Here is a 25,343-nt window from a genome sequence, read left to right as displayed (position 1 = left end):
TGCTGCAAGTCCGACCCCTCACCTTCCCGCAAGGGGATTTCCTCCGGTCACAATCCTCTCCCCGGGGGGAGAGGAGGCAAACGCAAGAAGCGCGTTGCTTTATTGAGACGGGCCGGCCTTCTCTTTCTGCTCGGCCATGCGCTTTTCGAGGTAATGGATGTTCTGCCCGCCATGCTGGAAGCCGACGTCGGCCATGATCTTCTGCTGCAGCGGGATGTTGCACTTCACCCCTTCGATCACGGTTTCCGCCAGCGCCAGCTGCATGCGGGCGATCGCGGTGGCGCGGTCGGGGCCGTGCACGATCAGCTTGCCGATCATCGAGTCGTAGTTCGGCGGAATGCGGTAGCCGTCGTACAGGTGCGTGTCGACGCGCACACCCGGGCCGCCCGGCGCCTCAAAGCGTTTCACCGTGCCCGGGCTCGGCATGAAGGTGTCCGGGTCCTCGGCGTTGATGCGGCACTCGATCGAGTGGCCGCGGATCACGATGTCTTCCTGCCTGATCGACAGCTTCTCGCCGCCGGCGATCAGCAGCTGCTCGCGGACCAGGTCGACGCCGGTGATCCACTCGGTCACCGGGTGCTCGACCTGGATGCGGGTGTTCATCTCGATGAAGTAGAAGCGGCCGTTCTCGAACAGGAACTCGAACGTGCCGGCGCCGCGATAGCCGATGCGGATGCAGGCATCCACGCAGACCTTGCCGATCTCGGCGCGCAGTTCGGGCGTGATGCCGGGCGCGGGCGCTTCCTCGACCACTTTCTGGTGGCGGCGCTGCATCGAGCAGTCGCGTTCGCCCAGGTGGATCGCGTTGCCCTGGCCGTCGGCCAGCACCTGGATTTCCACGTGGCGCGGGTTCTCCAGGAATTTCTCCATGTAGACCACGTCGTTGCCGAAAGCCGCCTTGGCCTCCTGCTTGGTCATCACGATGGAATTGCCCAGGTGCGCCTCGGTGCGCACCACGCGCATGCCGCGGCCACCGCCGCCGCCGGCGGCCTTGATGATCACCGGATAGCCGATTTCGCGGGCGATCTTGATGTTGGTGTCGACGTCCTCGCCCAGCGGGCCGCCGGAGCCGGGCACGCACGGCACGCCGGCCGCCTTCATCGCCTTGATCGCCTCGACCTTGTCGCCCATCAGGCGGATCACGTCGGCGGTGGGGCCGATGAAGATGAAGCCGGACTGCTCGACCTGCTCGGCGAAATCCGCGCGCTCGGACAGGAATCCGTAACCCGGGTGGATCGCCTGGGCGTCGGTGATCTCCGCCGCCGCGATGATCCGCGGGATGTTGAGATAGCTGTCGACCGACGGCCCCGGGCCGATGCAGATCGACTCGTCGGCCAGGCCGACGTGCTTGAGGTTGCGATCCACCGTGGAATGCACCGCCACGGTCTTGATGCCCAGACTGTGGCAGGCGCGCAGCACGCGCAACGCGATTTCGCCACGATTGGCGATGACGACTTTTTCTAGCATGGGAGCTCCAAAGAGCGGGGAACCGGGAACGGGGAACGGGGAACCGAAAAGTCAGCAGCTGCGAGTGCGCGCCATTGATCTTTCCGTTCCCCGTTCCCGGTTCCCCGTTCCCGCTCGATCATCAGGCAATCACGAACATCGGTTCGTCGAATTCCACCGGCTGGCCGTTCTCGACCAGGATCGCCTGGACGGTGCCGGCGACTTCGGCTTCGATCTGGTTGAACATCTTCATCGCCTCGATGATGCCCAGCGTCTCGCCGGCCTTGACCTGCTGGCCGATCTTGACGAAGGCGGGCGTGCCCGGGGTGGCCGAGGCGTAGAAGGTGCCGACCATCGGCGCCTTGATCACGGTGCCGGCGGGCAATGCCGGCGAGGACGGCGCCGGCTCTGCCGCGGCGGCCGCCACCGGCGGGGGAGCCGCGACGGCGACCGGGGCGACGGCAACCGCCGGGGCGGTGGCGACCGGCGCGGCGTTCTTCGGCACGCGCGACAGGCGGACGACTTCCTCGCCCTCCTTGATCTCCAGTTCGGCGAGGTTGGATTCCTCGAGCAAGTCGATCAGCTTCTTGATTTTGCGCAAATCCATCGGATCAGCCTTTGTCAGTCATGCCACGCGCAGGTGGCTGGAAAAATACGTTGAGTTGTCGCCGGCGCTCAGGCCGTGGCGGCGGTTTGCAGTCTTTGCAGCGTCGCGTCCAGCGCCAGCCGGTAGCTGTTGCCACCGAACCCGCAGATCACGCCGACCGCGATGTCGGAAAGATGGGAGTGGTGGCGGAACGGCTCGCGGGCAAAGACGTTGGACAGGTGCACCTCGATGAACGGAATGGCCGTGGCGGCGAACGCATCGCGCAGCGCGATGCTGGTGTGCGTGAATGCGCCGGCGTTGCACAGGATCATCGCCGTGCCATCGTCGCGGGCCTGGTGCACCCGCCCGATCAGTTCATGCTCGGCGTTGGACTGGAACCAGACCAGTTCGTGCCCCGCGGCTTGTGCGCGCCCGGCCAGTTGCTGGTTGATGTCGGTCAGCGTCTCGCGACCGTAGATCTCAGGTTCGCGGGCGCCCAGCAGATTGAGGTTGGGTCCGTGCAGGACCAGGATCTTCGCCAACGTCATTGTCCAAGACCGCGTCCGGACGCCCCGGAACGGGCGCAGTGTGCGCGCCGCCAGCAGTCTTGTCCAGTTCGCCGCAGATCGGCGATGTTTGGCGGAGAAGCACAGGGTTCCCGTGCGTAACCGTATGTCAGCCGCCTTCGGGTGACGCGCGGATCAGCGCGCCAGCCACTGCTCCATCTGATCGGGCGTCATCGCCCCTTCATGTGTGGCCAAAATGCGTCCATCGTCGGCGACAAGCACGCTGTAAGGGAGATTATTTCGGGTATTTCCCAGTTTCACCGAAGCGTCCGGTGATTCCGGTGGGCCGATCAAGATCGGGTAATTCACCGGATGTGCGGCCAAAAAGGCTTGAACGTGAGCCGGTTGGTCAAGCGCAATTCCGATCACGATCGCCCCACGATCACCGAACTTCCTCTGGACTTTGACCAGCGCCGGCATTTCCTGCAGGCAGGGCAGGCACCAGCTGGCCCACAGATTGATCAATACGCGACGTCCGCGATACTCGCCCAGATCATGCAGCCTGCCATCCAGGTCGGGCAGGCTCAGCGTCGGCAACGGCTGGCCGATGAGGGTCGAAGCCGCGGTGGTCACCGGTGCGGCCGGAGCCTTCTGCAGATGGTGTTGCGTGTAGCCACCGATCGCGGCGGCCAGCACGGCCAGGCCGAGAATGGTCCAGTTGCTTCGACTGAACATCAGCGTGCCGCTTCCGTCAGTGCCTGCTCGACCATCGAGCGGGTCAGCACGGTGGACAGCTGTTTTCCGGGACCGCCATTCTTCGGGAAGACCACGTACAGCGGCACGCCGGGCGAATGGTATTGCTGCAGGAAGGCGCTGATGGTCGGGTTGACGTCGGTCCAGTCGCCTTTCATGTAGACCGTGCCGGTGCGCCTGAGCAGGTCGTGGAAGGCAGTGGTGTCCAGCACGGTGTGCTCGTTCGCCTTGCAGGTGACACACCAGTCGGCGGTCATGTCGACGAATACCGGCGTGCCGGCGGTGCGCAGGCTGGCCAGTTTTTCCGGACTGTAGGCGACCACGCCTTCCTCGGTCGCCGCGCTGGCCGACCGCGGCGGCACCTGGGCGAGCAGGGCCATCGGCACCACGGTGGCGATGGCCAGCACCACCACCGCGAGCTTGCTGATCGCGCCGCGCGAGCGGCTGCGCTCGAACCACCACAGGGTCATCGCCAGCAGCACCATCGCCACCAGCACCAGGCCGACCGCGTCGGCGCCGCGCTGGTTGGCCAGCACCCAGACCAGCCACGCGGCGGTGAGGTACATCGGGAAGGCGAGCACCTGCTTCAGCGTTTCCATCCAGCGTCCCGGCCGCGGCAGCAGCCGGCCCAGCGCCGGAACGAAGCCCACCGCCAGGAACGGCAGCGCCAGTCCGATGCCCAGCATCAGGAACACCAGCAGGGCCGAGGCCATCGGCGCGGCGAAGGCATAAGCCAGCGCACTGCCCATGAACGGCGCGGTGCACGGGCTGGCCACCACCACGGCCAGCACGCCGGTGAAGAAGTCGCCGGCCGGACCGGAGCGCGCGGCGAGGCTGGCGCCGGTATTGCCCAGCGAGGCGCCGAACTGCACCACGCCGGACATCGACAGGCCGACCGCCAGCATCAGGCAGGCGAGTACGCCGACCACCACGGGTTGTTGCAGTTGCGAGCCCCAGCCCAGCGCATGTCCGGCGGTGCGCAGCGCCAGGATGCCCAGGCCGAGTGCCGCGAAACTGCACAGCACGCCAGCGGTATAGAACAGTGCGTGGCGGCGCGCCGCGGCGTGGCTTTCCGCGCTTTCCAGCACGCTGACGGCCTTGATCGACAACACCGGCAGCACGCAGGGCATCAGGTTCAGCACCAGGCCGCCGCCCAGCGCCAGCAACAGGGCGGCGATCAGGCTCACTTGCAGCGGCGCCGGGCCGGCCGGAACCGAGTCAGCCGGAGCCGAGTCGGCCGGAACCGAGTCGGCCGGAACCGAGTCGGCCGGAACCGAGTCGGCCGGAACCGAGTCGGCCGGAACCGAGTCGGCCGGAACCGAGTCGGCATTGCCCGGTGGCAGCTCCGGCGCGGTTGCGCCGGTCTGGCCGGTGACGGTGGCGCCACTGCCGAGATCGAGGTTCACGCGGCGGGTCATCAGCGGATAGCACAGGCCCCCGTCCTGGCAACCCTGGAAACTGGCCAGCAGGGTCAGCGCTCTGGCCTCGCCGAGATCGCCCTCGATCGTCACCGGCAGCTCGACCTGGTCGAAATACACGGTGACGTCGCCGTGGTGCTCGTCGTGGTGGGCGGTACCGGCCGGCCAGGCGGGCTTCAGGGCGAGGCCGCCGGCGTTTTCGAGTTTCAGCGTGGTCTGGTCGCGATACAGGTAGTAACCCCTGGGCATCGTCCAGCGCAGCAGTAGCTGGTGCGGGTTCTGCACCAGTGCCTCGAAACGGAAGGCCTGTTCGGCGGGCAGCGGCGCGCCGACCGTGCCCGCCACGGCCTCGATCCTGTTGCTGCCGAGCTGGCCGAGCGCGGCGCCCAGCGAGCCGGCGACGGGGGCCGCCGCGGCGGCGCCATCGGCGGGCAGCGGCAAGTCGAGCTTCTCGGTATGCGGCGGGTAGCAGATCTTCGGATCGACTTCGTGGCAGCCCTGGTATTGCACGCTGATCCGCAGGCGATCGGTGCCGGCGGCCACGGTGTACGGAATGCTGGCGTCGACGCCGTGGTGATAGGTCTCCACGTCACCGAGGTATTCGTCGTGGTGCTTCTCGCCGTCGGGCAACTGCGCTGCGCCCAGGCTGACACCATCGCCACCCTTGAACTTCATGCGGCCGCGGTAGAGGTAATAGTCCGGCGCGATCGTCCAGTGCAGCTTCAACACGCCGGGCGTACCGGCATCGGCGCTGAGCTTGTAGGCCTCGGTCACCGGCAGCAGTTCGGCCGTGTCCTGGGCGAACGCGGGCAACATGGCAAACAGCAGACTCAGCCCGATCAGCAGGCGAACGGCCATCCGGCCGGCAAGCATTGATCGCATCACGACTCCGGGAACAGTGCGGCCCGCGCGCCGCGCGGGTGGATGCCCATTATGGCCCAGTCGCCGCGAATCACCCTGCGACGTTGGCACGCACCCAGTCCAGATAGGCGTCGTGACCGTGAGTCACGGGCACCGCGACCAGTTCCGGCAGTTCGTAAGGGTGCAACTGCAGCAGTCGCGCCTGCAGCGCCTCGAAACGACCGGCGGTGGTCTTGATCAGCAGCAACACCTCGCTGTCGGTGGTGACGGCACCTTGCCAGCGATAGGTCGATTGCACGCCGGGCAGCTGGTTGACGCAGGCGGCCAGCCGTTCGCCCACCAGCGTTTCGGCGAGTTGGCGGGCGCAGGCCTGGTCGGGGCAGCTGCAGTGGCAGAGCAGGACGGTGGCGGGATCGGTCGTGGTCATGCCGGCAGCGTAGCCGAGCTTGCGCGAGGTGATTCACCGGCGCGCCCTTGAAACGCTGCCGGGTTCGCCCAATCTGCTGTGCATCCCCGCGTACGAACACTCTTGCTGCGGGATGCTATCTGCGTAGAATTGGCACTCATTACCATCGAGTGCTAACAGAGCCGCCGTCCGGGCTCTGCAAGACCTTGTCCATCAACTGTTTGAACCAGCTGGAGTCCTCCATGAGCACACTGCGTCCCCTGCATGACCGCGTCATCGTCAAGCGCCTCGAAGAAGAGCGCGTCTCCGCCGGCGGCATCGTGATCCCCGACAGCGCCACCGAAAAGCCGACCCGCGGCAAGGTCGTCGCCGCCGGTACCGGCCTGATCATGGCCGACGGCAAGGTCCGTCCGATGTCGCTCAAGGCCGGCGACGTGGTGCTGTTCGGCAAGTACGCCGGCCAGGAAATCAAGATCGACGGCGAAGAGCTCGTGTTCCTGAAGGAAGACGACATCGTGGCTGTTATCGAGGGCTGATTGAACTGGAGCCTGGTGGTGTAGCGCGAAAGCCGCGCTCCCGGTCGCCTTTGGCTCCTTCCCGCAGCTCTCTCGTGACGTTTCCCATTACTTATTCAAAATTTTTCAAGGAAAAATTTTATGGCCGCTAAAGAAGTACGTTTCGGCGAAGACGCCCGCTCGCGCATCCTCAAGGGCGTGAACACGCTCGCCAATGCTGTCAAGGTCACGCTGGGCCCGAAGGGCCGCAACGTCGTGCTCGAGAAGAGCTTCGGCGCCCCCACGATCACCAAGGACGGCGTGTCCGTCGCCAAGGAGATCGAGCTGGCCGACAAGTACGAGAACCTCGGCGCGCAGATCGTCAAGGAAGCCGCTTCCAAGACCTCCGACGTGGCCGGTGACGGCACCACCACCGCCACCGTGCTGGCGCAGGCGTTCATCCAGGAAGGCCTCAAGGCCGTCGCCGCGGGCATCAACCCGATGGACCTGAAGCGCGGCATCGACAAGGCCGTCGTGGCCGCCGTGGGCGAGCTGAAGAAGCTCTCCAACCCGACCGCGAACGACAAGGAAATCGCCCAGGTCGGCACCATCTCCGCCAACTCCGACACCAACATCGGCGACATCATCGCCACCGCGATGAAGAAAGTCGGCAAGGAAGGCGTGATCACGGTCGAGGAAGGCTCGGGCCTGGACAACGAACTCGACGTGGTCGAGGGCATGCAGTTCGACCGCGGCTACCTGTCGCCGTACTTCATCAACAACCAGCAGAGCCAGCAGGTCGAAATGGATGACCCGTTCATCCTGATCCACGACAAGAAGGTTTCCAACGTGCGCGAGCTGCTGCCCGTGCTGGAAGCCGTCGCCAAGGCCGGCAAGCCGCTGCTGATCGTGGCCGAGGAAGTCGAGGGCGAGGCGCTGGCCACCCTGGTGGTCAACACCATCCGCGGCATCGTCAAGGTCGCCGCCGTCAAGGCGCCGGGCTTCGGTGACCGTCGCAAGGCGATCCTGGAAGACATCGCGGTGCTGACCAACGGCCAGGTGGTGTCCGAGGAAGTGGGCCTGTCGCTGGAGAAGACCACGATCAACGATCTGGGTCGCGCCAAGCGCATCGTCATCACCAAGGAAAACACCACGATCATCGACGGCGCGGGCGAGGCCGAGAAGATCCAGTCGCGCATCGGCCAAATCAAGGCGCAGATCGAGGAAACCTCCTCCGACTACGACCGCGAGAAGCTGCAGGAACGCGTGGCCAAGCTGGCCGGCGGCGTGGCGGTCATCAAGGTCGGCGCGGCCACCGAAGTCGAGATGAAGGAAAAGAAGGCACGCGTCGAAGACGCCCTGCACGCCACCCGTGCAGCGGTCGAGGAAGGCGTGGTCCCCGGTGGTGGCGTGGCGCTGATCCGCGCGCTGAAGGCCGTCGAAGGCCTGAAGGGCGACAACACCGACCAGGACCTGGGCATTGCGATCACCCGCCGCGCGCTGGAAGCGCCGCTGCGCGCGATCGTCGCCAACGCCGGCGAAGAGCCGTCGGTGGTGTTGAACAAGGTCAAGGAAGGCAGCGGCAACTTCGGCTACAACGCCGCCAGCGGCGAGTACGGCGACATGGTTGCCATGGGCATCCTGGACCCGACCAAGGTCACCCGTTCGGCCCTGCAGCACGCGGCGTCGGTGGCTGGCCTGGCGATCACCACCGAGGCGATCGTTGCCGAACTGCCGAAGAAGGACGAAGGCCACAGCCACGGCGGTGGCATGGGTGGCGGCATGGGCGGCATGGGCGGCATGGACTTCTGAGTTCCCGCTCAAGGTACGACAAAGGAAAACCCCGCTTCGGCGGGGTTTTCTTTTTGTGGCGCCGGATTCGGCGATACCTGCCGTATCGGTGGCAGTGAACTCAGTGCCCGTGGGCGTGGACACTGCCGCTGGCGGCGGCGTTGCCGCTGGCGTTGACGCCCTGCACCGCGTCGCCGACCGAGCCGGCCGCGCGGTCGGTGGAATGGATCGCCGAATGCGCGGTATCGCGCACGTCGCCGCCCACGCCCTGGCCCATCTCACCAGCCCTGCCTGCGGTGGCAGCCGTATCGAGACCGGCACCAGTATCGACGTTGGCGTTGGCACCTGCATGCGAGTCGCCGGCGCCCGCGCCGATCGTGGCATTCGCGTTGGCGTTGGCGTTCGCATCGGCTTGGTCATTGACGGTCGAGCGGGCCCGCTCGACGGCCCTGCGGGTCCGGTGCTCGGCGTGGGAACCGGTGCGATGCAGGGTCTGCTCCGTCTGCGCGGTGGTCTGGCCGACGGCGTGCATGGCGCCCGGTGCGGCTGCGCCGAGGTGGGCGCCGGCACCAATGTGGGCGGCACCGCCGAGGCTGGCCTGGGCGAAGGCGGAAGCGGTGAAGACGCTGGCGCCGATGATGAGGGCGGAAAGCATGGTCTTGCGCATGAGGTTGACCTCCAGGTGGGGAATGCCGCCGCAAGGCGCATGGCACGCGCCCACGGCCACGCCGACGCTAGGCGGCCTCGCCCGACTACCGCGTGAATACCGTGTCGCGCTCTTCAGTGATGGGACAGCTCGCTGAACGGCGAGCCCGGGGCAAGGGTGCCACCGTTCGCGTCACTGCGCGGCGGATGCCGGCCGTGGTGCAGGTAATGCGGCGTTGTGGACGATCTCGCCGGGCGCGGGCTGCGGCAGCAGGCTGTCCAGCTGGTTGCTCATGCGCAGCTGCTCGACGCTGGCCATGGCCTTGTCGAGTTGTTGCAGGTCGTCGCCCTCGGGCAATGGCGGTGCGCCGGGTGCCTCGGTGAGCGAAGCCAGCTGCGGGCCGACCAGTTCGGTCAGCGCGAAGTACGGATCATCGTGGATGCCGAGGTGGGCGAGCAGCTTGCCCGGCAGCAACCAGGAAGCAGTATCCGCCTGCACGGGTTTGGACGGCCGTTTCGGATCGACCAGCAGCCACACGCCGGCCTGGCTCAGCATGTCGCCGCCGTCGACGAAGCCGGCGGTCTGGTAGCTGTTGCTCAGGGCGGGCAGGTGATCGCCGTAGAACACCACCACGCTGGGACGCTCGCGCGCCGCCAGCAGCTTCACCAGGCGTCCCAACTCGGCATCGGCATGCTTGAGGTGATACAGGTAGTTCTGCAGCTCCAGCTTGTCGCGGCCGGTGATGCCGGCGGGCACCGGGATCGCGTCGCGCTCGGCGACATGGGTGGGCTCGACGTCGTACGGGCCGTGCGCCTCGATGCTGATGGCGAAGATGAACTGCGGCGGGCCCTGATCCTTCAGTTGGGTCATGATCTCGTCGGTCATCGCGCTGTCGGCCATGTACTTGCCGTCGTTGGGCGCGCCGGGCGGGAACGACGACTGCGACACGAAGCGATCGAAGCCGATCGCCTTGAACGCGGTGGTGCGGTTCCAGAACGCCGGGTCGTTGCCGTGCAGCGCCAGCGTCGAATAGCCGTGCCGGCTCAGCGTGCGGACCAGTCCCGGCAATGCCTGATGACTCATCTGCAGGTAGGGGAACTGCAGGTTGTCGAAGTAGCGCAGCGACAGGCCGGTGAGGAATTCGAACTCGGTGCGGATGGTGCCGCCACCAAAAGTGGGCACGTGCAGCTTGCCGCTGATGCCGTGCGCAGCCAGCCGGCGCAGGTTGGGCGCGAAATTGCTGTGCTCGTAGCCGCGCATGATGGTCGGGTCGAAGAACGACTCGCTTTGCACCACCACCACGTCCGGCAGGTCGGCGACCGCCGGGGTCGGCGCCTGCATGGACTGCAGCAGCGCCGGCGCGGACTGGTTGATCAGGCGGCTGGCCGTGACCGGGTCCGGCTTGTGCGCACCCTTGCCGTATTGCAGGTGGAACAGCATCAGCGAGCTGACCAGGCCGGAATGGGTGGTGGTGGAAATGGCCGACCACGGCTCCAGCCACAAGGTCTTCGCGTTGTAGACCTTCGTCCACGTCTGCAGGCCGACCAGCATCGTGAGCAGTGCCAGTGCCGCCACGCCGCCACCGAGCGCGCGCAGCCGCCGCGGGCGGCGTTCGAACAACGGCGGTTCCAGCCGCCACGCCACCACGATCGCGATCACCGCGGCGAGCAGGCCGAGGTACGGCCACGCGCTGTGCGGCAGATAGCCCGACAGCAGGTGCATGCCACCCTTGTGCAACTGCCCGACGATGCGGAAGTCGTCCGGCAACAGCGGCGTGCCGAGGTTGGCCACCTTGAGCACGTTCACCGCGTACAGCAAGCCCTGCAACAGGAACGCCAGCGCGAACGAAAGCCATGCGCGCCGGCTGATCGCCAGCAGCAGCGCCGCCAGCAGCAGGCCCGGCAAGGCGTTGGCCAGCGGGTAACGTGCCTGGTCGAAGAGGCGCAGAGGGGTCACGCCGACGCCACCGTCCACCCACCCGGTCAGCAGCACGAAGGCCAGGGCCAGCAGCAACAGCAGCGCGACCCGGGAAGCGATCGCTCGCCGACGGGAAACGGGCGGGGAAGCAAGTGGCGGCATGGCAGTCCTGCGTTTGCTGTCATGGTCTGGACGCGCCAATGTAATGGCGGCCAGATGAACAAGGAGTAGGCGTGGCCGGCGAGTGTCCGGCTTGTCGAGGGCTTGTTCAAGCGGTGCTCAGCTGCCGGCAGCTGCCCGCCATGCGGCACAATGCCCGGATGACCCATCCGGCAAGCCCCGCACTGCGTGCACTGATCGATGACCGCTATGGCGAACTCGCCAGTCGCTGCCGTGCGGCCGGCGTGCCGCTGCACGACGACGCCGGCGTGGCCGAGCGCATCCGGCGCACCCTGCTGGCCAGCGACTTCGCCTTCGACACCTGGTGTCGCCAGCCGCACCTGCTGGCGCCGGCCGGGCTGGAGCGCCTGCGCTCGGGCAGCGATGCCAGCGCGCGCGTCGAGGCGCTGAAGCTGCCGGAGGACGAGGCCGGGTGCATGGTCGCGCTGCGCCGCTTCCGCCACGCCGAGGCATTGCGGCTGGTGTTCCGCGATGCCAACGGGCTGGACGAGCTGCCGGAAACCCTGTCGGCGACCAGCGTGCTGTACGAGGTGCTGCTGGAGCTGGCACTGGGCTGGTCCGAGCGGATGCTGACCGGGCGCTACGGCCACAGCCGCAACCCCGAGGGCGCGTTGCAACGCCTGCTGGTGATCGGCTTCGGCAAGCTGGGCGGGTCGGAGCTGAACTTTTCCTCGGACATCGACCTCGTGTTCGCCTACCCGCACGGCGGCCACACCGACGGCGCGCGGCCGCTCGACAACAGCGAATACTTCGTGCGGCTGGGTCGGCAGCTGGTGCGCCTGCTCAACGAGCCGACCATGGACGGCATCTGCGCCCGGGTCGACCTGCGCCTGCGGCCGTTCGGCAACGCGGGCCGGCTGGCCTTGTCGTTCGCCGCGATGGAACAGTATTACCAGAGCGAAGGCCGCGACTGGGAACGCTACGCGTGGATCAAGGCGCGCCCGGTCGCCGGCGATCGGGTGGCGGGTCGGCAGCTGCAGGAACTGCTGCGACCGTTCGTCTACCGCAAGTACCTCGACTACACCGCGTTCGCCGGCCTGCGCGAGATGAAGTCGCTGATCGATGCGGAAGTGGCGCGCAAGGACCTGGCCGACAATCTGAAACTGGGCCCCGGCGGCATCCGCGAGATCGAGTTCATCGTGCAGCTGACCCAGCTCATCCGTGGCGGCCGCGAGCCGAGCCTGCGCGTGCGCGGCCTGCTGCCGGCGCTGACCGCGTGCGAGGCGCGCGGCCACATTCCCGCCGCGCGGGCGCGTGCGCTGCGCCAGGCCTACGTGCTGCTGCGGCGCGTCGAGAACCGGGTGCAGATGCTGCGCGATGCGCAGACCCATGACATCCCGCCCGACGCGCTCAGTCGCGAGCGCCTGGCGCTGAGCCTGGACCATCCGGACTGGGACAGCCTGCAGGCGGCGCTGGCGGCGCAGCGGGCCATCGTCAGCGAGGAGTTCGCCGCGGTCCTGATGCCGCAGGGCGGCCGTGCCGCCAGCGTGCCGGCCGCCGACCTGCAACTTTGGCAACACGCCTGCGACGAGTCGCTGGACGCCGGCGTGCTCGAAAGTTCCGGCTTCGCGCCCGGTGGCGAACTGGCCGACGCCTTGCTGAAGCTGCCGCAGGCGGCTTCGGTGCGCGCGATGTCGCCCCGTTCGCGCGAACGGCTCGATCACCTGATGCCGCAGCTGTTCGAGGCCGCCCGCGCCAGCAAGGCGCCGGTGGCCAGTCTGCTGCGGCTGGTCCGCCTGATGCAGGCGGTGGCGCGGCGCTCGTCCTACCTGGCCCTGCTGGAGGAACAGCCAGCCGCGCGGCGCCGGCTGGTGCGGCTGTTCGCCGACAGTGCCTTCCTGGCCGAACGGGTGATTGCGCAACCGCTGCTGCTGGACGACGTGCTCGATCCGCGCATCGATCAACTGCCGTTCAAGCGTGCCGACATCGCCGCCGAGATCGTCCGCGTGCTGGGCACGCTGGAGGAACGCGAGGCCGAGGCGGAACTGGATCGGGTCAACGAGTTCAAGGCGTCGACCGCCTTCCGGCTGGGCCTGGCGTTCAACGACGGCCGCGCCGACGCGGTGGCCACCGCGCGCCGGCTCGCCGCGCTGGCCGAGTCGGTGGTGGGCGCGGTGCTGGCCCTGGCCGAGCGCGAGCTGGTGGCGCAGCACGGCCGGCTGCCTGGCGAAGGTTCGGGCTTCTCGGTGCTGGGCTACGGCAGTCTCGGCGGCGAGGAGCTCGGTTTCGCCTCGGACCTGGACCTGGTGTTCGTCTACGACGGCCGACGCGCCCAGGCGATGAGCGACGGCGCGCGGCCGATCGAAGGTTCGCGCTGGTACCAGCGGCTGGCCCAGCGGGCGATGAACTGGCTCACCGTGCTGACCCGTGGCGGGCGTTTGTACGAAGTCGACACGCGGCTGCGGCCGGACGGTTCCAAGGGGCTGCTGGTGAGCAGCCTGGATGCGTTCGTGGCCTATCAGCAGAGTCGTGCGTGGACCTGGGAGCACCAGGCGCTGCTGCGCGCGCGGCCGATGGCCGGCGACGCGGCGCTCAACGGGCAGCTGGCCGAAGTACGACGCAGCATCCTGGCGGTGCCGCGCGAACGCGCCACCGTGCTGGCCGAGGTTGGCAGCATGCGCCAGCGCTGGCGTGCCGAACGCGACCGCTCCGACGAGCGCCAGTTCGACCTGAAGCAGGGCCACGGCGGCCTGCTCGACATCGAGTTCGCCCTGCAGGGACTGGTGCTGGCGCATGCGGCGCAGCAGCCATCGCTGCTGGGGGTCACCGCCAACGCGGGCCTGATCGAGGCTTGTCGCGGCGCCGGCCTGCTCGACAACAACCAGGCTGCGATCCTCGCCGTGGCCCACGCCGACCTGCTGCAGCGCGCCCTGGCCTGCACCCTCGACCTGCGCTCGCGCATCGCCCCGCGCGATGCCGAACTGGCGCAGCTGTGCGGCAGTGTGCGCGGCGTCACCGACGCGCTGGGGTTCGCCTTCGACTGAACGGGCGCGGGTGATCAGCCCGATTGCCGCTGCGCGATCAGCACGCGCAAGTCGGTGGCGATCGCTGCGGTCTCGCGCAGTGGCGGCGGTGGACGAGCGGTCGAGCGGTCCAGGTCGTGCAGCCGTCCGGCCTCGCGCAGGGCGTGATGGAAACGCTCGATCTTCGCCGGCAACGGCACGACAACGAAGGTCTCGACCGGGCAGCCCACGGCACAGGCTTCGGAAAGCATGTTCACCGAATCGGGGGTGACCACCAGCCGGTCGGCCCAGCCAAGCACGCCCGGATAGGGGTTGCGGCCGTCGTCGGGCCCGGCCCAGACCAGGCCGGGCACGTCGCGCAGGCTGCGGCGGAACACTTCGACCAGCGTTGGCGTGGTGCGCCGTGAACCGATCACCAGCAAGCTGCCGCCTTCGCGGCGCTGGCGTTCGAGCAGTCGCGTCGACAGCTGGCGTGCGTAGTCGGCATTCAGCGCGATGCCCTGGCGTGAGCCGCCGAGCAGGACGCCGACGCGCGGTTGCGGCAGCTCGCCAAAGCCGGGGCAGGCATCGCGGCCATCGGCCAGCCATTCGTCGTCCACCGGATTCAGCGAGCCCAGCGGCTGCAGTACGTTGGGCCCGTCGAGCCGGTCATGACGGGGCGCGATGACGGTGTCCCAGTGGGCGGGATCGATGCGCGGGTCCAGGATCTGCACGGTGTAGCACTGCCGGTCGGTCAGGTGGCGCAGCATGCGGGTGAACAGGGCGGACGCGCGGCCGCAGCCGATCGCCACGGTCGGCCAGGGCGGCGCGAACAGGCGGCGCTGGCGGGCGGGCAGGGCCAGCCGCCCGCCGAGTTCCAGTTTCGGCGCCAACCATGACCACGGTGCGCGTGGCTGCAGCACCAGGTGCCGCATGGGCATGCCCAGATACTCCGCCAGTGCCAGTGCCTGGCGCTGGTTGCCGGCGGCCGTGTCGGTGACCACCCAGCATTCGCCATGCAGGTTCAGCATGAGGCTGCAGGCTCCGTCACTGTTTCCCGAATGACCACTCTACGTTCTTCCCATGGGTGGACCGTTCGCATGCAGCCGCCTATACACTGGCAGGATAGCGTCACTTCGGGCGCGCCCCGAGCACAGGATAGCGATGCGTGGGTGGCTTTCCGAGGCCAGCCGCAGCCTGTTCGGGCGTCGTCACCGCCTGGCGTTCGATGAAGTCTGCACGTTCGCCCGAACCATCCTTTCCACCATTCACAGGAGCTTACTCATGCGCGCACTGAAATGCCTCGCTTTCGCCGGCCTGCTTGGCGCCGCCGTGTCGGTCCAGGCCGCCCCGGTCACCTACCAGCTCGACCCGAGCCACACCATGGTCCTGTTCAGCTGGAACCACTTCGGCTACTCCAACCCCACCGCCGACCTCGGCCTGGGCGAGGGCACCGTGGTATTCGACGAGCAGCACCCGGCCCATTCCAGCGTGGAAGTGACCCTGCCGCTGGCCCAGCTCGACACCCATGTGGCGGCGCTGGACGAGCACCTGAAGAAGCCGGATTTCCTCGATGCCGACAAGTACCCGGTGGTGACCTTCAAGAGCACGGCGGTGCAGCCGCTGGGTGGCAACAGGTTCAAGGTGACCGGCAATCTCACCGTGCATGGCGTGACCAAGCCGGTGGTGCTGGACGCGACGCTGAACAAGATCGGCCCGCATCCGATGAGCAAGGCGCAGTCGATCGGTTTCGACGCCACCGCCAGCATCAAGCGCTCGGATTTCGGCGTGGGCGCCTATGTGCCGAACGTCAGCGACGAGCTCAGCATCCGCATCACCACCGAAGGCTCGGTGCCGAAGAAAAAGTAAGTCTGCGCGACACGAAAAAGCCGCGCCGGTGACGGCGCGGCTGTGCCGGGACGAGTGGGTCAGTTCGGCTTGACCCCGGCGTCCTTCAGCGATTCCAGGCGGGACAGGTCGACGTTGCCGACTGCCTGCTTCAGCTGGTCGATGCTGTCGACGTTGCCGGTGGCCTTCACGGTGAAGCGCTTGCCGACCACCACGCTGTACTCGCCGTATTTCGACTGTGTATCCCAGGCCTCGTGAACCAGGTTGCCGCCGGCGCTGTAGGTCTTCTCGTAGCCGTGTTCGGTCTGCTTCTCTTCTTCAGGCGCCATTGCGCTGGCCAGCGACATCAGCCCCTTGGCGCCGCCGGTATCGGACACTTCCAGCGTGACGTGCTGGCCGTTGTCGGCGGAGTAGTCGGCGCTGGCCTCGGAGATCTGCATGCCCATCGCCTTGTTGCGCTGGGCCGACAGGCTGCTGCGCTTGAGGTTGCCCAGGTTGTCGGGCAGGAAGGCCTTGATCTGGTCCGGTGCCAGCGCCTCGACGTTGCCGTCGGTGCCGGCCATCGCACCCATCATCTTGCCCATCGCGGCGGATTGCGCGGCGCTGTCGCCGGACTTCTGCGCGGCTTCCATGTCCTTGCTGGCCTGTTCGGCGCGCTTGCCCATCGCGGCCAGCTGCCCCATCGCGCTGTTGCCGTCGATGGTGACGCTGTCGCCGTTGCTGCCGGTGACATGCATGCCGCCCATCGCCGCGCCGGTGAACACGGCGGTGCCGACCACGCCGATCACGATGGCGCCCACGATCCAGCTCAGCACGAAGGCGATGATCGCGCTGACCGCGGTGTAGCCGGCCGATTTTTCGGCCGGACATTTCATCGTCTGCGGCAGGCCGAGGTAGAGCAGGTACACGCCATAGACCAACCCGGCGAGCGCAACCAGTCCGCCCAGCCACGGGACGATCAGCGCGATGCCTGCAATCCAGCTGGCGGTCCACGCGTAGGCCACGGTCTTGAGGGCCTGCACCATGTCCTTCTGGCCGCCGAAGGTGGGGGCCAGCGCGTTGATGATCAGCGCCATCAGGTAGACCACGACCAGTGACAGCAGGTAGCCCAGCACCATGCGGGTGATGCCGCCACCGATCGAGTCGCGCACGGTGATGCCGAATGCGCTGGTGCCGATCAGGCTGCCCTTGATGAACGCGGCCACCGCGGGCAGGGCGGCGAGGATGAGGATGTAGCCGGTGAACAGGCCGTTCACCGTCGCCGGTTCGGCAGCGGCCACGGGCCACTCGGTCTTCGGCGTGGTCAGTATGGCCTTGACGCGTGCAATGATTTTTCCTGAATCCATGGTCAGCTCCGAGCTCGTTGCAGTGGCCCGGCGCGAAACGCCGGGTCGTGGATGAGTGCTCACATGATGACGACCGCCACCGCAGCCTCACGGCCGGGAGCCGCGTCCGACTTCCTTGGGTACCCCTGCTGTCCCCCGACAGAAGGCTGCAGCCTGCTACCATTTGCGGCCTGATGTCCAGTCTGGAGTTCACTGATGTCATCCCCCCGCTCTGCGGCGGCGCCGATGGTGCCGGCAAATGCCGAAAATCGTTACGAAGTGACGCGCGCGGACCTGCCGCTGTCCTGTCCCATGCCCGGCATGGAGCTGTGGAACTCGCACCCGAAGGTCTACCTGCCGATCGTCGATGATGGCGGCGAGTCAACCTGTGCCTACTGTGGCGCCCGTTACGTGCTTCAGGACTGAGCTTTCGGGCCAGTCGTACCCCTTGGCGGCATTGTTCTTGCTTGCCCTCATGGAATGAAAGCCGCCAGCCCCGAGCTCATGTCCAGCATTGCCGTGCCCGCCAAGCTGCTGACCGTGGTCCAGTTGATCCCTGCGCTGCACTCCGGTGGCGCCGAGCGGTCGGCGCTGGAGATTGCCCGCGCGCTGGTGCAGGCGGGCCACCGTTCGGTGGTGATCTCGGCGGGCGGCCGGCTGGTCGAGCAATTGAAGGCCGAAGGCAGCGAGCACGTCACGCTGGACATCGGCCGCAAGTCGCTGTCCACGCTGGGTCATCTGAGGACCTTGCGCCGCGTGCTGCGCGAGCTCAAGCCGGACATCGTGCACGCCCGGTCGCGGCTGCCGGCCTGGATGGGCTGGTGGGCACTGAAGGGCATGGCGCCGCGGCCGCATTTCATCACCACCGTGCACGGGCTCAATTCGCCGGGACGTTACAGCGCGATCCTGCTGCGCGGCGAGCGCGTGGTGGCGGTGTCGCAGACCTTGCGCGATTACGTGCTGAGCCACTACCGCTGGCTGGAGCCGGGCCGGGTCAAGGTGATTCCCCGGGGCATCGATCCGCAGGCGTTTCCCTACGGCCACCGGCCCGATGACGCCTGGCAGAAGGCGTTTCTTGCCGAGTTTCCCGCGCTGACCGGCGCGCCCCTGCTGACCTTGCCGGGCCGTGGTACGCGCCTGAAGGGGCACCATGACGCGATCGAGCTGCTGGCTGACCTGAAGCGGCGGGGGATCGAGGCGCGCCTGTTGCTGCTGGGGGTGATCGAACCCGGCCGCGAGGCCTACGTGGCCGAGCTGCAGGAGCTGATCCGCTTGCGCGGGGTGACCTCGCAGGTGGTGCTGAGCCCGCCGCGCGACGACGTGCGCGACATCTACGCGATTTCCGCGCTGGTGCTGCAGCTGTCGAACCGGCCCGAATCGTTCGGCCGCACCGTGGTCGAGGCGCTGTCGCTGTGCCGCCCGGTGCTGGGCTACGCCCATGGCGGCGTCGGCGAATTGCTGGCCGAGTTGTACCCCGCCGGTCGGGTGCCTCCCGGTGACCGCGAGCGGCTGGTGGAGCGCGCCGCCGAATTGCTGCGGGTGGCGCCGCCGATCTCTCCGCTGCAGAGCTATCGCCTGGGCGACATGCAGCAGGCCACGCTGGCCCTGTACGACGAAATCGCGGCGTCCTGATCCGGCCGCCGCGGGCGTGCGGATTGGCTGCGGCGGCTCGCCTACAATGCGGGATCGCAGTCATCCGGTTCACGCATGAATTCGTTCGGCACCTCACTCAAGGGCGCGTTGCGCTCGCCACTGCTGCCGTTCTGGCTGGTGGTCGCGCTGCTGCCGTTCGGGCGCAGTTCCGAGCTGGGCACCGTGTTGTGCCTGCTCGGCGTGATCATGCTGTTCGCCCGCGATCCGCAGGCCCTGCAGCAGCATGCCGGGGCACGCCTGCTGCTCTGGCTGCTGGCCGCCTATGTCGGGGCGGCGCTGTGCTCCGCGCTCGATGCGGTCCGGCCGGGCAAGAGCTGGAGCACGGTGGCCGCCCTGTTGCGCTACGCGCCACTGGGTTTGTACGCGTGTTTTGCGATCCGCCGCGAAAGCAAGCTGCAGGCCCTGTATGTGGCGGTGGCCTGGGTATTGGCGCTGTGGTGTCTGGACGCCTGGGTGCAGGCGCTGACCGGCTGGAGTATCGGCGGCCAGGCGGAGGCCGAGCGCGTCTCCGGCATCTTCGGAGCGGACAACCTCAAATTGGGACCGACCCTGGCCGTGCTGTCGCCATTTGCGCTGTGGACTGCGCGACGACGCTGGGGCCTGCCGGGACTGCTGCTCGCCTTTGCCCTGATCCTGGGCCCGATCCTGCTGGCCGGTGCACGCGCCGCGTGGCTGTGCTACGTGCTGGTGGCGCTGGGTTTTGCCTGGCGCGAGACGAAATCGCCGCTGCGTTTTGCCGGCTTCTGCGTGGTGGCGGCCCTGCTGCTGGCGCTGGCCGGGGGACTGGCCTGGAAGACTTCGACGCGCTTCCATGACCGCATCGATCGCACCCTGCTGGCCCTGCACGGCACCGACCAGTCGCTGGACGCCGCACTCAGCGGCCGCCTCGACATCTGGCACGCCAGCGTCGGGATGTTCGCCGCGCATCCGCTCAACGGCGTGGGTGTGCGTGGCTATCGCTATGCGTATCCGCAGTACGCCCCGGCGAATGATCATTTCGTGGTATCGACCGAAGCCTGCGGCGTCGGCGAGGGTGCCTGTCATGCCCACCAGCTGGTGCTCGAGATACTCACCGAGACCGGTGCGATCGGCCTGCTGCTGTGGCTGGCCGGTGTGGTGCTGGCATGGCGGGCGTGGCGCAGCGTGGGTGCGGCAGCACGGGAGCGTGCGTTCCCGGTGAGCCTGGCACTGGGCGTGATGCTGTTTCCGCTGAATACCCATCTGGCTTTCTATTCGGCCTGGTGGGGGCTGCTGTTCGCCTGGTTGCTCGGTCTGTGGTGTGCCAGTTTGTTCGTTGCCGGCGTCCCTGCCGGCACGGCAGAGCCCGGCGTCCCTGCCGGACTCCTCGAAGAAGCACGCCCTCAGGGGACGCGCGATGGGGCGTGAACCGTTGTCGGTGGTGGTGACCACGTTCAACAGCGCCGCCACGCTGGACGCCTGCCTGCGCGGCGTGAGCTGGGCCGACGAGATCGTGGTGCTGGACTCCGGTTCCACCGACGCCGGCATGGCGATCGCGGCCCGCTACGGCGCGCGCATCCACGTCCAGCCGTTTGCCGGATACAGCGCGCAAAAGCAGGCGGCGATCGATCTGGCCAGCCATCTCTGGGTACTGCTGCTCGATTCGGACGAGTCGCTGGACGAAGCCTCGATCGCGCCGCTGCAGCAGGCGCTGCTGGCGCCGACCTGCGCGGGATACCAGTTGTGGCGGCGCGAGTGGCAGTTCTGGCGCTGGCAATCGCGACGGGCGCGGCTCAACCACTACGTGCGCCTGTTCGATAGACAACATGCCCGCATGAGCAGCCATGCGGTGCACGAGGAGGTGCAGGTGGATGGCGCGATCGGGGTGCTCGATGTCGTCATCGATCACCACGGCGAGCCCGACATCAGCGGGCGCGTGGGCAAGGCGGATCGCTATTCCAGCCTGCAGCTGCCCGACCTGGCCAGGCGCCGGGTCGGCGGATTGCGACTTCGCATGGTGGCGTATCCGACGGTGGCCTTCCTGCGCTACTACCTGTTGCGCGGCCATTGGCGTTCCGGCTGGGCCGGCTTCATTGCCGCCCGCATCCACGCGTTCTACGCGTTCCTGAAGTACGCGAAGCTGTACGAGCTCAAGCAGCGGCGTTCGAAGCGGGAAACCGGCGACGATCAGTAGATCGCGGGCGCGCCCGGCGGCCGGGTCTTGAAGCGCTTGTGCACCCACAGGTACTGCTCGGGCGCTTCGCGCACCATCTGTTCGATGCAGGCATTGACCCGTGCGGTGTCGGCTTCCGCGGCGGGCCCCGGGAAGTCTTCGAGCGGCGCGCCCAGCCGCAGGACGTAACCCTGGTTGCCGGGCAGGCGGCGATGGAAGAACGGAATCACCTTCGCGCCGGACATCCGTGCCAGGTGATGGGTGGCGGTGATGGTGGCCGCCGGCACGCCGAAGAACGGGGCGAACACGGTGTCCTTGCTGCGCATGTCCTGGTCCGGCGCGTACCAGAGGGTGCCGCCGTTGCGCAGGTATTTCACCGTGCCGCGGATGTCGTCCTTGTCGAACATCGCGTCGGCGTAATCCAGCCGCGCGCGCAGTACCGCCCACTCGAACACGGTCGAGTCCATCCGCCGATACATGCCGGCGATGCGGATGCGCTGCGAGACCAGTCGCGCGCACAGCTCCAGGTGCGAGAAATGGCCGCCCACCAGCAGCACGCCCCGGCCCTGCGCCCGCGCCGCTTCCAGATGCTCCAGTCCCTCGATGCGGGTGGGGATCGCCGCGATGCGCCGATCGCTGCCCATCCAGCCCAGCGCGAACTCCACCAGCATCAGGCCGATGTCGCGCAGGTTGGCGTCGACCAGGCGTGTCCGGGCACCGGCGTCGAGTTCGGGGAAACACAGGGCGAGGTTGGCCGCGGCGATGCGCTTTCGCGCCGAAGGAACGCGCAGTACCAGGGCGCCGAGGCGACGGCCCAGCCACATCAGCACGGATTGCGGCAAACGTGCGATCAGCCAGATCGTGGCCACGCCCAGCCACGCCGGCCAGTGACGAGGTGCGAGCAGCGAACGGTGGAAGGCGGGACGGGACATGCCGGGCATCGTGGGCATTGTAGTGGATCGCGGACGGCCGTTCCGGGTGGCCTCGTTCCCGCTCTCGTATACTGCCGCGTCAACACCACGAGTCGTGCCGTTGCGCTATCTCTACACACTGGCGATGTTCCTGGTCACGCCGTTGCTGGTGCTGCGGCTGCTGGCGCGCGGGGTGCGTTCGCGGCCTTACCACCAGCGCTGGCCGGAGCGCTTCGGGTTCTTCAGGACGCCGGGCTTCAACGGCAGCCTGTGGGTGCACGCGGTGTCGGTGGGCGAGGTGAATGCCGCCGAGCCCCTGATCAAGGCACTGCAGCGCGACTACCCCAAGGCGCAACTGGTGGTCACCACGGTGACCCCGACCGGCACGGCGCGCGTGCAGCAGTTGTTCGGCGACAGCGTGTTCCATGTCTATCTGCCGTATGACCTGCCGTACGCGGTGAGCCGTTTCCTGAAGAAGATCCGGCCACGGCTGGCGCTGATCGTCGAGACGGAAATCTGGCCCAACCTCTATTTCGCCTGTCGCCGCCGCGGCATTCCGCTGATGATCGTCAATGCGCGATTGTCCGAACGTTCGCTGCGCGGCTACCGGCCACTGCGCGGGCTGCTGCGATCCGCCTTGCGTTGCGTGACCCTGATCGCCGCGCAGTCGCGCACCGATGCGGCGCGCTATCGCCTGCTCGGTGCCGATCCGCAGCAGGTGCTGGTCACCGGCAACATGAAGTTCGACATGCCCATACCCGATGGCGCGGTGGAGCTGGCCGCCGGCATGCGCGAGCAGTGGGGGCCGCGTCGCCCGGTGTGGATGGCGGCGAGCACGCACGAGGGTGAAGAACAGGCGGTGCTGGAGGCGCACCTGCAGGTGCTCAAGCGGTTGCCCGATGCGCTGTTGCTGCTGGCGCCGCGCCATCCCGAACGGTTCCGGCTGGTCGAGCACTCGGTGCGCAGCCTGGGTTTCACGGTGGCCACGCGCGGTCTCGAAGGGGTGCCGTCGTCCTCGCACCAGGTCTTCGTGATCGACGCGATGGGCCAGCTGATGCCGTTCTTCGCCGGCTCCGACGTGGCCTTCGTCGGCGGCAGCCTGGTGCCGATCGGTGGCCACAACGTGCTGGAGCCGGCAGCCCTGTCGGTGCCGGTGCTGGTCGGGCCACACACTTTCAATTTCGACGAGATCACCCGCAGCCTGATCGAGCAGGGTGGCGCGATGCGCGTGACCGGCGCCGCGCAACTGGGTCCCGACGTGCTGCGGCTGCTGCTGGATGCGGCCAGCCGCGAACGCATGGGTCGCGATGCCCAGGGCGTGTTCGAACGTGAGCGCGGGGCGGTGCAGCGGGTCATGCAGCTGATCGACGGCATGCTGCAGGAATGACGGATCGTCCGCCCGGAAACGGAACGGCCGGGACATGCCCGGCCGTTCCATGAAACGTGGCGCCGCGGTCTACTGCAGCAACGCGTTGATCTGCTCGATGTCCTTCACGTCGGCGGTGCCGGCGGTCTGCTTGAGCAGCAGCTTGTTGAGGATGAACTGGTGCCGCGCCTGCGAGTAGCTGCTCTCCGACGAAGTCAGGGTCTGGATCGCCAGCAGCACGTTGGTCATCGTCTGGGTGCCGACCTCGAACCCGGCGCGGGTCGCTTCCAGCGCCTTGCGGCCCGATTCCACCGAGGCCTTCGCCGATTCGACCTGGGCGATGCCGGCGATCACCGAGCGATAGTAGTTGAGCGTGTCGCGCACGACCTGGCGACGCTGCGCTTCCAGGGCGTCGGCGGCGCCGTCGCGCTGGTAGATCGACTGGCGCACGAGTGACTGCGTGGCGCCGCCGGAGAAGATCGGCACGTTGAGGGTCAGTCCGATCGTGGTCGAGGCGGGGTCGCGATAGCGGGCCGCGGCATTGCCTTCGGACCAGCCGGCTCCCTTGCCGTAGGACACGCCGGCGGTGATCGTGGGCAGATGCGCCGCCCGCGCCGCGCTGATGTTGTGCTGGGCGGTTTCCACGTTGCTCTTCTGGGCGAGCAGGTCGGGATTGGTCTCCAGCGCCTGCTTGACCCAGGCGTCCTGGTCGGCCGGTGACGGCGGCTGCATGGGCAGGTCGTCGCGCAGCTTCTTCAAGTCACCGGTGGGCTTGCCGGTGATCTGGGCCAGCGCCTCGCGGGAATCGTTGAGGGTGTTCTGCGCGGCGATCGTCTGCGACTTCGCCGCTTCGTAATACGCCTTGGCCTGGTAGACGTCGGTGATCGCCGAAAGGCCGACCTTGAAGCGCTGGTCGGACTGCTCGTACTGCTGGCGGAACGCGTCCTCGTTGGCCTTGGCGTAGGTGAGGCCATCCTCGCTGGTCAGCACGCCGAAGTAGGCGGCGACCACGCGCACGTAGAGTTGCTGCCCGGCGGATGCGTACAGCTCGTCCTGGGCCTCGGACGCCGAGTGGGCGGCCTTGAGGTTGGCGTACTTGCTGAAGTCCAGCACGCTCTGGCTCAAGGTGCCGTTGATCGTGCGCGAGCGGCTGTGGCCGATCTGTCCGCCACCATTGGTCTGGTTCAGGCTCATGCTGGCGCCGATCTGCGGCAGCAGCTGCGCACGGGCCTGGGTCACGCCCTCACCGGTCGCCAGCCTGCTGGCGTCGGCCTGCGACAGCACCGGGTCGTTGTTGCGGGCTTCACGGTAGGCATCCAGCAGATCCTCGCCGTGGCTGGGCAGCGAGATGGCGGCCAGGGCCAGTGCAAGAGTGAGCAGCTTCAAACGCATGAGTTGCCTCGTGGGTATCGATTCGGGGATGAGCTCAGAACACGAACCGCGGCGGCGGCTCGGCGTGACTCAGGTAGGGAAGGTCGGTTTCGAACAGGGCCTCTTCGCGGTAGCGACCGGCGCCCTCATGGATGAGCAGGGTGGCATGCTGCACCGGCGATTCACCGCGGATCACCAGGGCGCGACCACCGGGCTTGAGCCAGGTCAGCCAGCGCGGCGGTATCGCATGCACCGCCCCGGTCACCACCAGCCCGTCGAACAGGCCGTCGGGCTGCCACTCGTTCACGGCTTCGCCGGTGACCAGCTTGGCGTTGGAAACGCCGGCGGCCTGCAGGCGTTGACCGGCGGCCGCCGTGAAGTCCGCATGGATGTCGACGCTGGTGACATGCGCGGACAAGCCGGCCAGGCAGGCGGTGAGGAACCCCGAGCCGGTACCGATTTCCAGCACGTGCTCGGCGCCCTGCAGTTCCAGTGCCTGCAGCACGCGACCTTCCACCACCGGCTTCATCATCACTTCGTTGTGGCCCAGCGGCAGGCACAGGTCGGCGAAGGCAAGCTGGCGATGTTCGGCGGCGACGAAATCCTCGCGACGCACGCGGGCGATCACGTCCAGCACGCGGGCGTCCAGGACTTCCCACGGGCGCACCTGGTTTTCCACCATGTTGAGTCGCGCCTGCTCGATATTCATCGCCATCTGCTCGTGTCCCATGCGGATCGAAAAAGGTCAAAAAGGATAAGCGCTAGCGCGCGCTCCCACAATGACACGCTCCG

22 protein-coding genes are annotated in these 25,343 nt (G+C 67.7%); 9 read left to right on the top strand and 13 right to left on the bottom strand.

Annotated elements, in window-relative coordinates; all coding sequences use genetic code 11:
- Window positions 1–99 precede the first annotated feature (99 nt).
- The 6 genes from accC to cutA form a co-directional block, all read right to left on the bottom strand.
- On the bottom strand, window positions 100–1,467 hold the full coding sequence (gene accC / locus ABNK63_RS15315) for an acetyl-CoA carboxylase biotin carboxylase subunit (protein ID WP_007806616.1): 1,368 nt from the start codon (window positions 1,465–1,467) through the stop codon (window positions 100–102).
- Between the two features lie 121 nt (window positions 1,468–1,588).
- Window positions 1,589–2,053 carry an acetyl-CoA carboxylase biotin carboxyl carrier protein gene (accB, locus tag ABNK63_RS15310; protein ID WP_007806611.1) on the bottom strand — a complete coding sequence of 155 codons (465 nt, stop codon included), beginning with the start codon at window positions 2,051–2,053 and terminating at the stop codon, window positions 1,589–1,591.
- A gap of 68 nt (window positions 2,054–2,121) precedes the next feature.
- Complete coding sequence (aroQ, locus tag ABNK63_RS15305) at window positions 2,122–2,574, bottom strand: type II 3-dehydroquinate dehydratase (protein WP_007806610.1); 453 nt, start codon at window positions 2,572–2,574, stop codon at window positions 2,122–2,124.
- A gap of 159 nt (window positions 2,575–2,733) precedes the next feature.
- Window positions 2,734–3,273, bottom strand: coding sequence for a TlpA disulfide reductase family protein (locus ABNK63_RS15300; protein WP_350016115.1), 540 nt, complete (start codon window positions 3,271–3,273; stop codon window positions 2,734–2,736).
- Window positions 3,273–5,591 carry a protein-disulfide reductase DsbD gene (locus ABNK63_RS15295; RefSeq protein ID WP_350016114.1) on the bottom strand — a complete coding sequence of 773 codons (2,319 nt, stop codon included), beginning with the start codon at window positions 5,589–5,591 and terminating at the stop codon, window positions 3,273–3,275. Before ABNK63_RS15295 ends, ABNK63_RS15300 begins: the two co-directional genes overlap by 1 nt.
- A gap of 70 nt (window positions 5,592–5,661) precedes the next feature.
- On the bottom strand, window positions 5,662–5,997 hold the full coding sequence (gene cutA, locus ABNK63_RS15290; protein ID WP_350016113.1) for a divalent-cation tolerance protein CutA: 336 nt from the start codon (window positions 5,995–5,997) through the stop codon (window positions 5,662–5,664).
- Window positions 5,998–6,218: 221 nt separating this feature from the next.
- On the opposite strand from cutA, the gene ABNK63_RS15285 reads away from it, so the two are divergent.
- A complete protein-coding gene (locus ABNK63_RS15285; protein WP_007806603.1) occupies window positions 6,219–6,512 on the top strand; it encodes a co-chaperone GroES in 294 nt (97 codons plus the stop codon).
- A 120-nt stretch (window positions 6,513–6,632) separates the two neighbouring features.
- Entirely contained in the window at window positions 6,633–8,282 is a 1,650-nt protein-coding gene (gene groL / locus ABNK63_RS15280) for a chaperonin GroEL (protein WP_007806601.1), read from the top strand.
- A gap of 100 nt (window positions 8,283–8,382) precedes the next feature.
- Here groL and ABNK63_RS15275 read toward each other — a convergent pair whose 3' ends face one another.
- Both ABNK63_RS15275 and ABNK63_RS15270 read right to left on the bottom strand, forming a co-directional pair.
- Window positions 8,383–8,928 (bottom strand): hypothetical protein, encoded by a 546-nt coding sequence (locus tag ABNK63_RS15275; RefSeq protein ID WP_350016110.1) that lies wholly within the window; start codon window positions 8,926–8,928, stop codon window positions 8,383–8,385.
- 171 nt (window positions 8,929–9,099) lie between these two features.
- On the bottom strand, window positions 9,100–10,986 hold the full coding sequence (locus ABNK63_RS15270; RefSeq protein ID WP_350016109.1) for an LTA synthase family protein: 1,887 nt from the start codon (window positions 10,984–10,986) through the stop codon (window positions 9,100–9,102).
- A 158-nt stretch (window positions 10,987–11,144) separates the two neighbouring features.
- Here ABNK63_RS15270 and glnE point away from each other — a divergent pair, with 158 nt between their 5' ends.
- Window positions 11,145–13,988: a bifunctional [glutamate--ammonia ligase]-adenylyl-L-tyrosine phosphorylase/[glutamate--ammonia-ligase] adenylyltransferase gene (glnE, locus tag ABNK63_RS15265; RefSeq protein WP_350016108.1), complete on the top strand. Its 2,844-nt coding sequence runs from the start codon at window positions 11,145–11,147 to the stop codon at window positions 13,986–13,988.
- 14 nt (window positions 13,989–14,002) lie between these two features.
- Here glnE and ABNK63_RS15260 read toward each other — a convergent pair whose 3' ends face one another.
- Window positions 14,003–14,977 carry a mitochondrial fission ELM1 family protein gene (locus ABNK63_RS15260; RefSeq protein WP_350016107.1) on the bottom strand — a complete coding sequence of 325 codons (975 nt, stop codon included), beginning with the start codon at window positions 14,975–14,977 and terminating at the stop codon, window positions 14,003–14,005.
- 253 nt (window positions 14,978–15,230) lie between these two features.
- Between ABNK63_RS15260 and ABNK63_RS15255 the strand changes: the two genes are divergently transcribed.
- Window positions 15,231–15,815, top strand: coding sequence for a YceI family protein (locus ABNK63_RS15255; protein ID WP_007806591.1), 585 nt, complete (start codon window positions 15,231–15,233; stop codon window positions 15,813–15,815).
- 59 nt (window positions 15,816–15,874) lie between these two features.
- On the opposite strand, the gene ABNK63_RS15250 is transcribed toward ABNK63_RS15255, so the two are convergent.
- The gene (locus ABNK63_RS15250; RefSeq protein WP_350016106.1) at window positions 15,875–17,140 is read right to left on the bottom strand and encodes a Yip1 family protein; all 1,266 of its coding nucleotides are present in this window, start codon (window positions 17,138–17,140) and stop codon (window positions 15,875–15,877) included.
- Between the two features lie 195 nt (window positions 17,141–17,335).
- Between ABNK63_RS15250 and ABNK63_RS15245 the strand changes: the two genes are divergently transcribed.
- The 4 genes from ABNK63_RS15245 (at window position 17,336) to ABNK63_RS15230 (ending at window position 20,924) form a co-directional block, all read left to right on the top strand.
- A complete protein-coding gene (locus tag ABNK63_RS15245; protein WP_040672985.1) occupies window positions 17,336–17,545 on the top strand; it encodes a zinc-finger domain-containing protein in 210 nt (69 codons plus the stop codon).
- A gap of 78 nt (window positions 17,546–17,623) precedes the next feature.
- Window positions 17,624–18,751 (top strand): glycosyltransferase, encoded by a 1,128-nt coding sequence (locus ABNK63_RS15240; RefSeq protein ID WP_007806585.1) that lies wholly within the window; start codon window positions 17,624–17,626, stop codon window positions 18,749–18,751.
- 75 nt (window positions 18,752–18,826) lie between these two features.
- Window positions 18,827–20,158: an O-antigen ligase family protein gene (locus ABNK63_RS15235; RefSeq protein WP_350016105.1), complete on the top strand. Its 1,332-nt coding sequence runs from the start codon at window positions 18,827–18,829 to the stop codon at window positions 20,156–20,158.
- Window positions 20,148–20,924 (top strand): glycosyltransferase family 2 protein, encoded by a 777-nt coding sequence (locus ABNK63_RS15230; RefSeq protein WP_350016104.1) that lies wholly within the window; start codon window positions 20,148–20,150, stop codon window positions 20,922–20,924. The genes ABNK63_RS15235 and ABNK63_RS15230 overlap by 11 nt, the downstream gene beginning before the upstream one ends.
- Here the strand turns inward: ABNK63_RS15230 and lpxL are convergent.
- The gene (lpxL, locus tag ABNK63_RS15225; RefSeq protein WP_083845947.1) at window positions 20,918–21,835 is read right to left on the bottom strand and encodes an LpxL/LpxP family Kdo(2)-lipid IV(A) lauroyl/palmitoleoyl acyltransferase; all 918 of its coding nucleotides are present in this window, start codon (window positions 21,833–21,835) and stop codon (window positions 20,918–20,920) included. The genes ABNK63_RS15230 and lpxL overlap by 7 nt on opposite strands.
- A gap of 100 nt (window positions 21,836–21,935) precedes the next feature.
- Between lpxL and waaA the strand changes: the two genes are divergently transcribed.
- A complete protein-coding gene (waaA, locus tag ABNK63_RS15220) occupies window positions 21,936–23,201 on the top strand; it encodes a lipid IV(A) 3-deoxy-D-manno-octulosonic acid transferase (RefSeq protein ID WP_007806578.1) in 1,266 nt (421 codons plus the stop codon).
- Window positions 23,202–23,270: 69 nt separating this feature from the next.
- On the opposite strand, the gene ABNK63_RS15215 is transcribed toward waaA, so the two are convergent.
- Both ABNK63_RS15215 and ABNK63_RS15210 read right to left on the bottom strand, forming a co-directional pair.
- Window positions 23,271–24,572, bottom strand: a complete 1,302-nt coding sequence (locus tag ABNK63_RS15215) for a TolC family outer membrane protein (RefSeq protein WP_007806576.1) — start codon at window positions 24,570–24,572, stop codon at window positions 23,271–23,273.
- 34 nt (window positions 24,573–24,606) lie between these two features.
- Window positions 24,607–25,266 (bottom strand): protein-L-isoaspartate O-methyltransferase, encoded by a 660-nt coding sequence (locus ABNK63_RS15210; protein WP_007806575.1) that lies wholly within the window; start codon window positions 25,264–25,266, stop codon window positions 24,607–24,609.
- Between the last annotated feature and the right edge of the window lie 77 nt (window positions 25,267–25,343).

It is taken from the genome of Rhodanobacter sp. IGA1.0, from assembly GCF_040208325.1.
Taxonomy (GTDB): domain Bacteria; phylum Pseudomonadota; class Gammaproteobacteria; order Xanthomonadales; family Rhodanobacteraceae; genus Rhodanobacter; species Rhodanobacter spathiphylli.
The sequence above is the reverse complement of the archived record's forward strand: the minus strand, read 5'-3'. Positions and strand labels throughout refer to the sequence as shown.

Coding starts and splice junctions, on each gene's coding strand:
- ABNK63_RS15210 (WP_007806575.1), bottom strand. CDS start 25,266: ATGGCGATGAATATCGAGCAGGCGCGACTCAACATGGTGGAAAACCAG.
- ABNK63_RS15230 (WP_350016104.1), top strand. CDS start 20,148: ATGGGGCGTGAACCGTTGTCGGTGGTGGTGACCACGTTCAACAGCGCC.
- accB (WP_007806611.1), bottom strand. CDS start 2,053: ATGGATTTGCGCAAAATCAAGAAGCTGATCGACTTGCTCGAGGAATCC.
- ABNK63_RS15300 (WP_350016115.1), bottom strand. CDS start 3,273: ATGTTCAGTCGAAGCAACTGGACCATTCTCGGCCTGGCCGTGCTGGCC.
- ABNK63_RS15240 (WP_007806585.1), top strand. CDS start 17,624: ATGTCCAGCATTGCCGTGCCCGCCAAGCTGCTGACCGTGGTCCAGTTG.
- ABNK63_RS15215 (WP_007806576.1), bottom strand. CDS start 24,572: ATGCGTTTGAAGCTGCTCACTCTTGCACTGGCCCTGGCCGCCATCTCG.
- ABNK63_RS15295 (WP_350016114.1), bottom strand. CDS start 5,591: ATGCGATCAATGCTTGCCGGCCGGATGGCCGTTCGCCTGCTGATCGGG.
- lpxL (WP_083845947.1), bottom strand. CDS start 21,835: ATGTCCCGTCCCGCCTTCCACCGTTCGCTGCTCGCACCTCGTCACTGG.
- ABNK63_RS15275 (WP_350016110.1), bottom strand. CDS start 8,928: ATGCGCAAGACCATGCTTTCCGCCCTCATCATCGGCGCCAGCGTCTTC.
- ABNK63_RS15270 (WP_350016109.1), bottom strand. CDS start 10,986: ATGCCGCCACTTGCTTCCCCGCCCGTTTCCCGTCGGCGAGCGATCGCT.
- ABNK63_RS15285 (WP_007806603.1), top strand. CDS start 6,219: ATGAGCACACTGCGTCCCCTGCATGACCGCGTCATCGTCAAGCGCCTC.
- groL (WP_007806601.1), top strand. CDS start 6,633: ATGGCCGCTAAAGAAGTACGTTTCGGCGAAGACGCCCGCTCGCGCATC.
- cutA (WP_350016113.1), bottom strand. CDS start 5,997: ATGACCACGACCGATCCCGCCACCGTCCTGCTCTGCCACTGCAGCTGC.
- ABNK63_RS15250 (WP_350016106.1), bottom strand. CDS start 17,140: ATGGATTCAGGAAAAATCATTGCACGCGTCAAGGCCATACTGACCACG.
- ABNK63_RS15255 (WP_007806591.1), top strand. CDS start 15,231: ATGCGCGCACTGAAATGCCTCGCTTTCGCCGGCCTGCTTGGCGCCGCC.
- ABNK63_RS15245 (WP_040672985.1), top strand. CDS start 17,336: ATGTCATCCCCCCGCTCTGCGGCGGCGCCGATGGTGCCGGCAAATGCC.
- ABNK63_RS15260 (WP_350016107.1), bottom strand. CDS start 14,977: ATGCTGAACCTGCATGGCGAATGCTGGGTGGTCACCGACACGGCCGCC.
- accC (WP_007806616.1), bottom strand. CDS start 1,467: ATGCTAGAAAAAGTCGTCATCGCCAATCGTGGCGAAATCGCGTTGCGC.
- ABNK63_RS15235 (WP_350016105.1), top strand. CDS start 18,827: ATGAATTCGTTCGGCACCTCACTCAAGGGCGCGTTGCGCTCGCCACTG.
- glnE (WP_350016108.1), top strand. CDS start 11,145: ATGACCCATCCGGCAAGCCCCGCACTGCGTGCACTGATCGATGACCGC.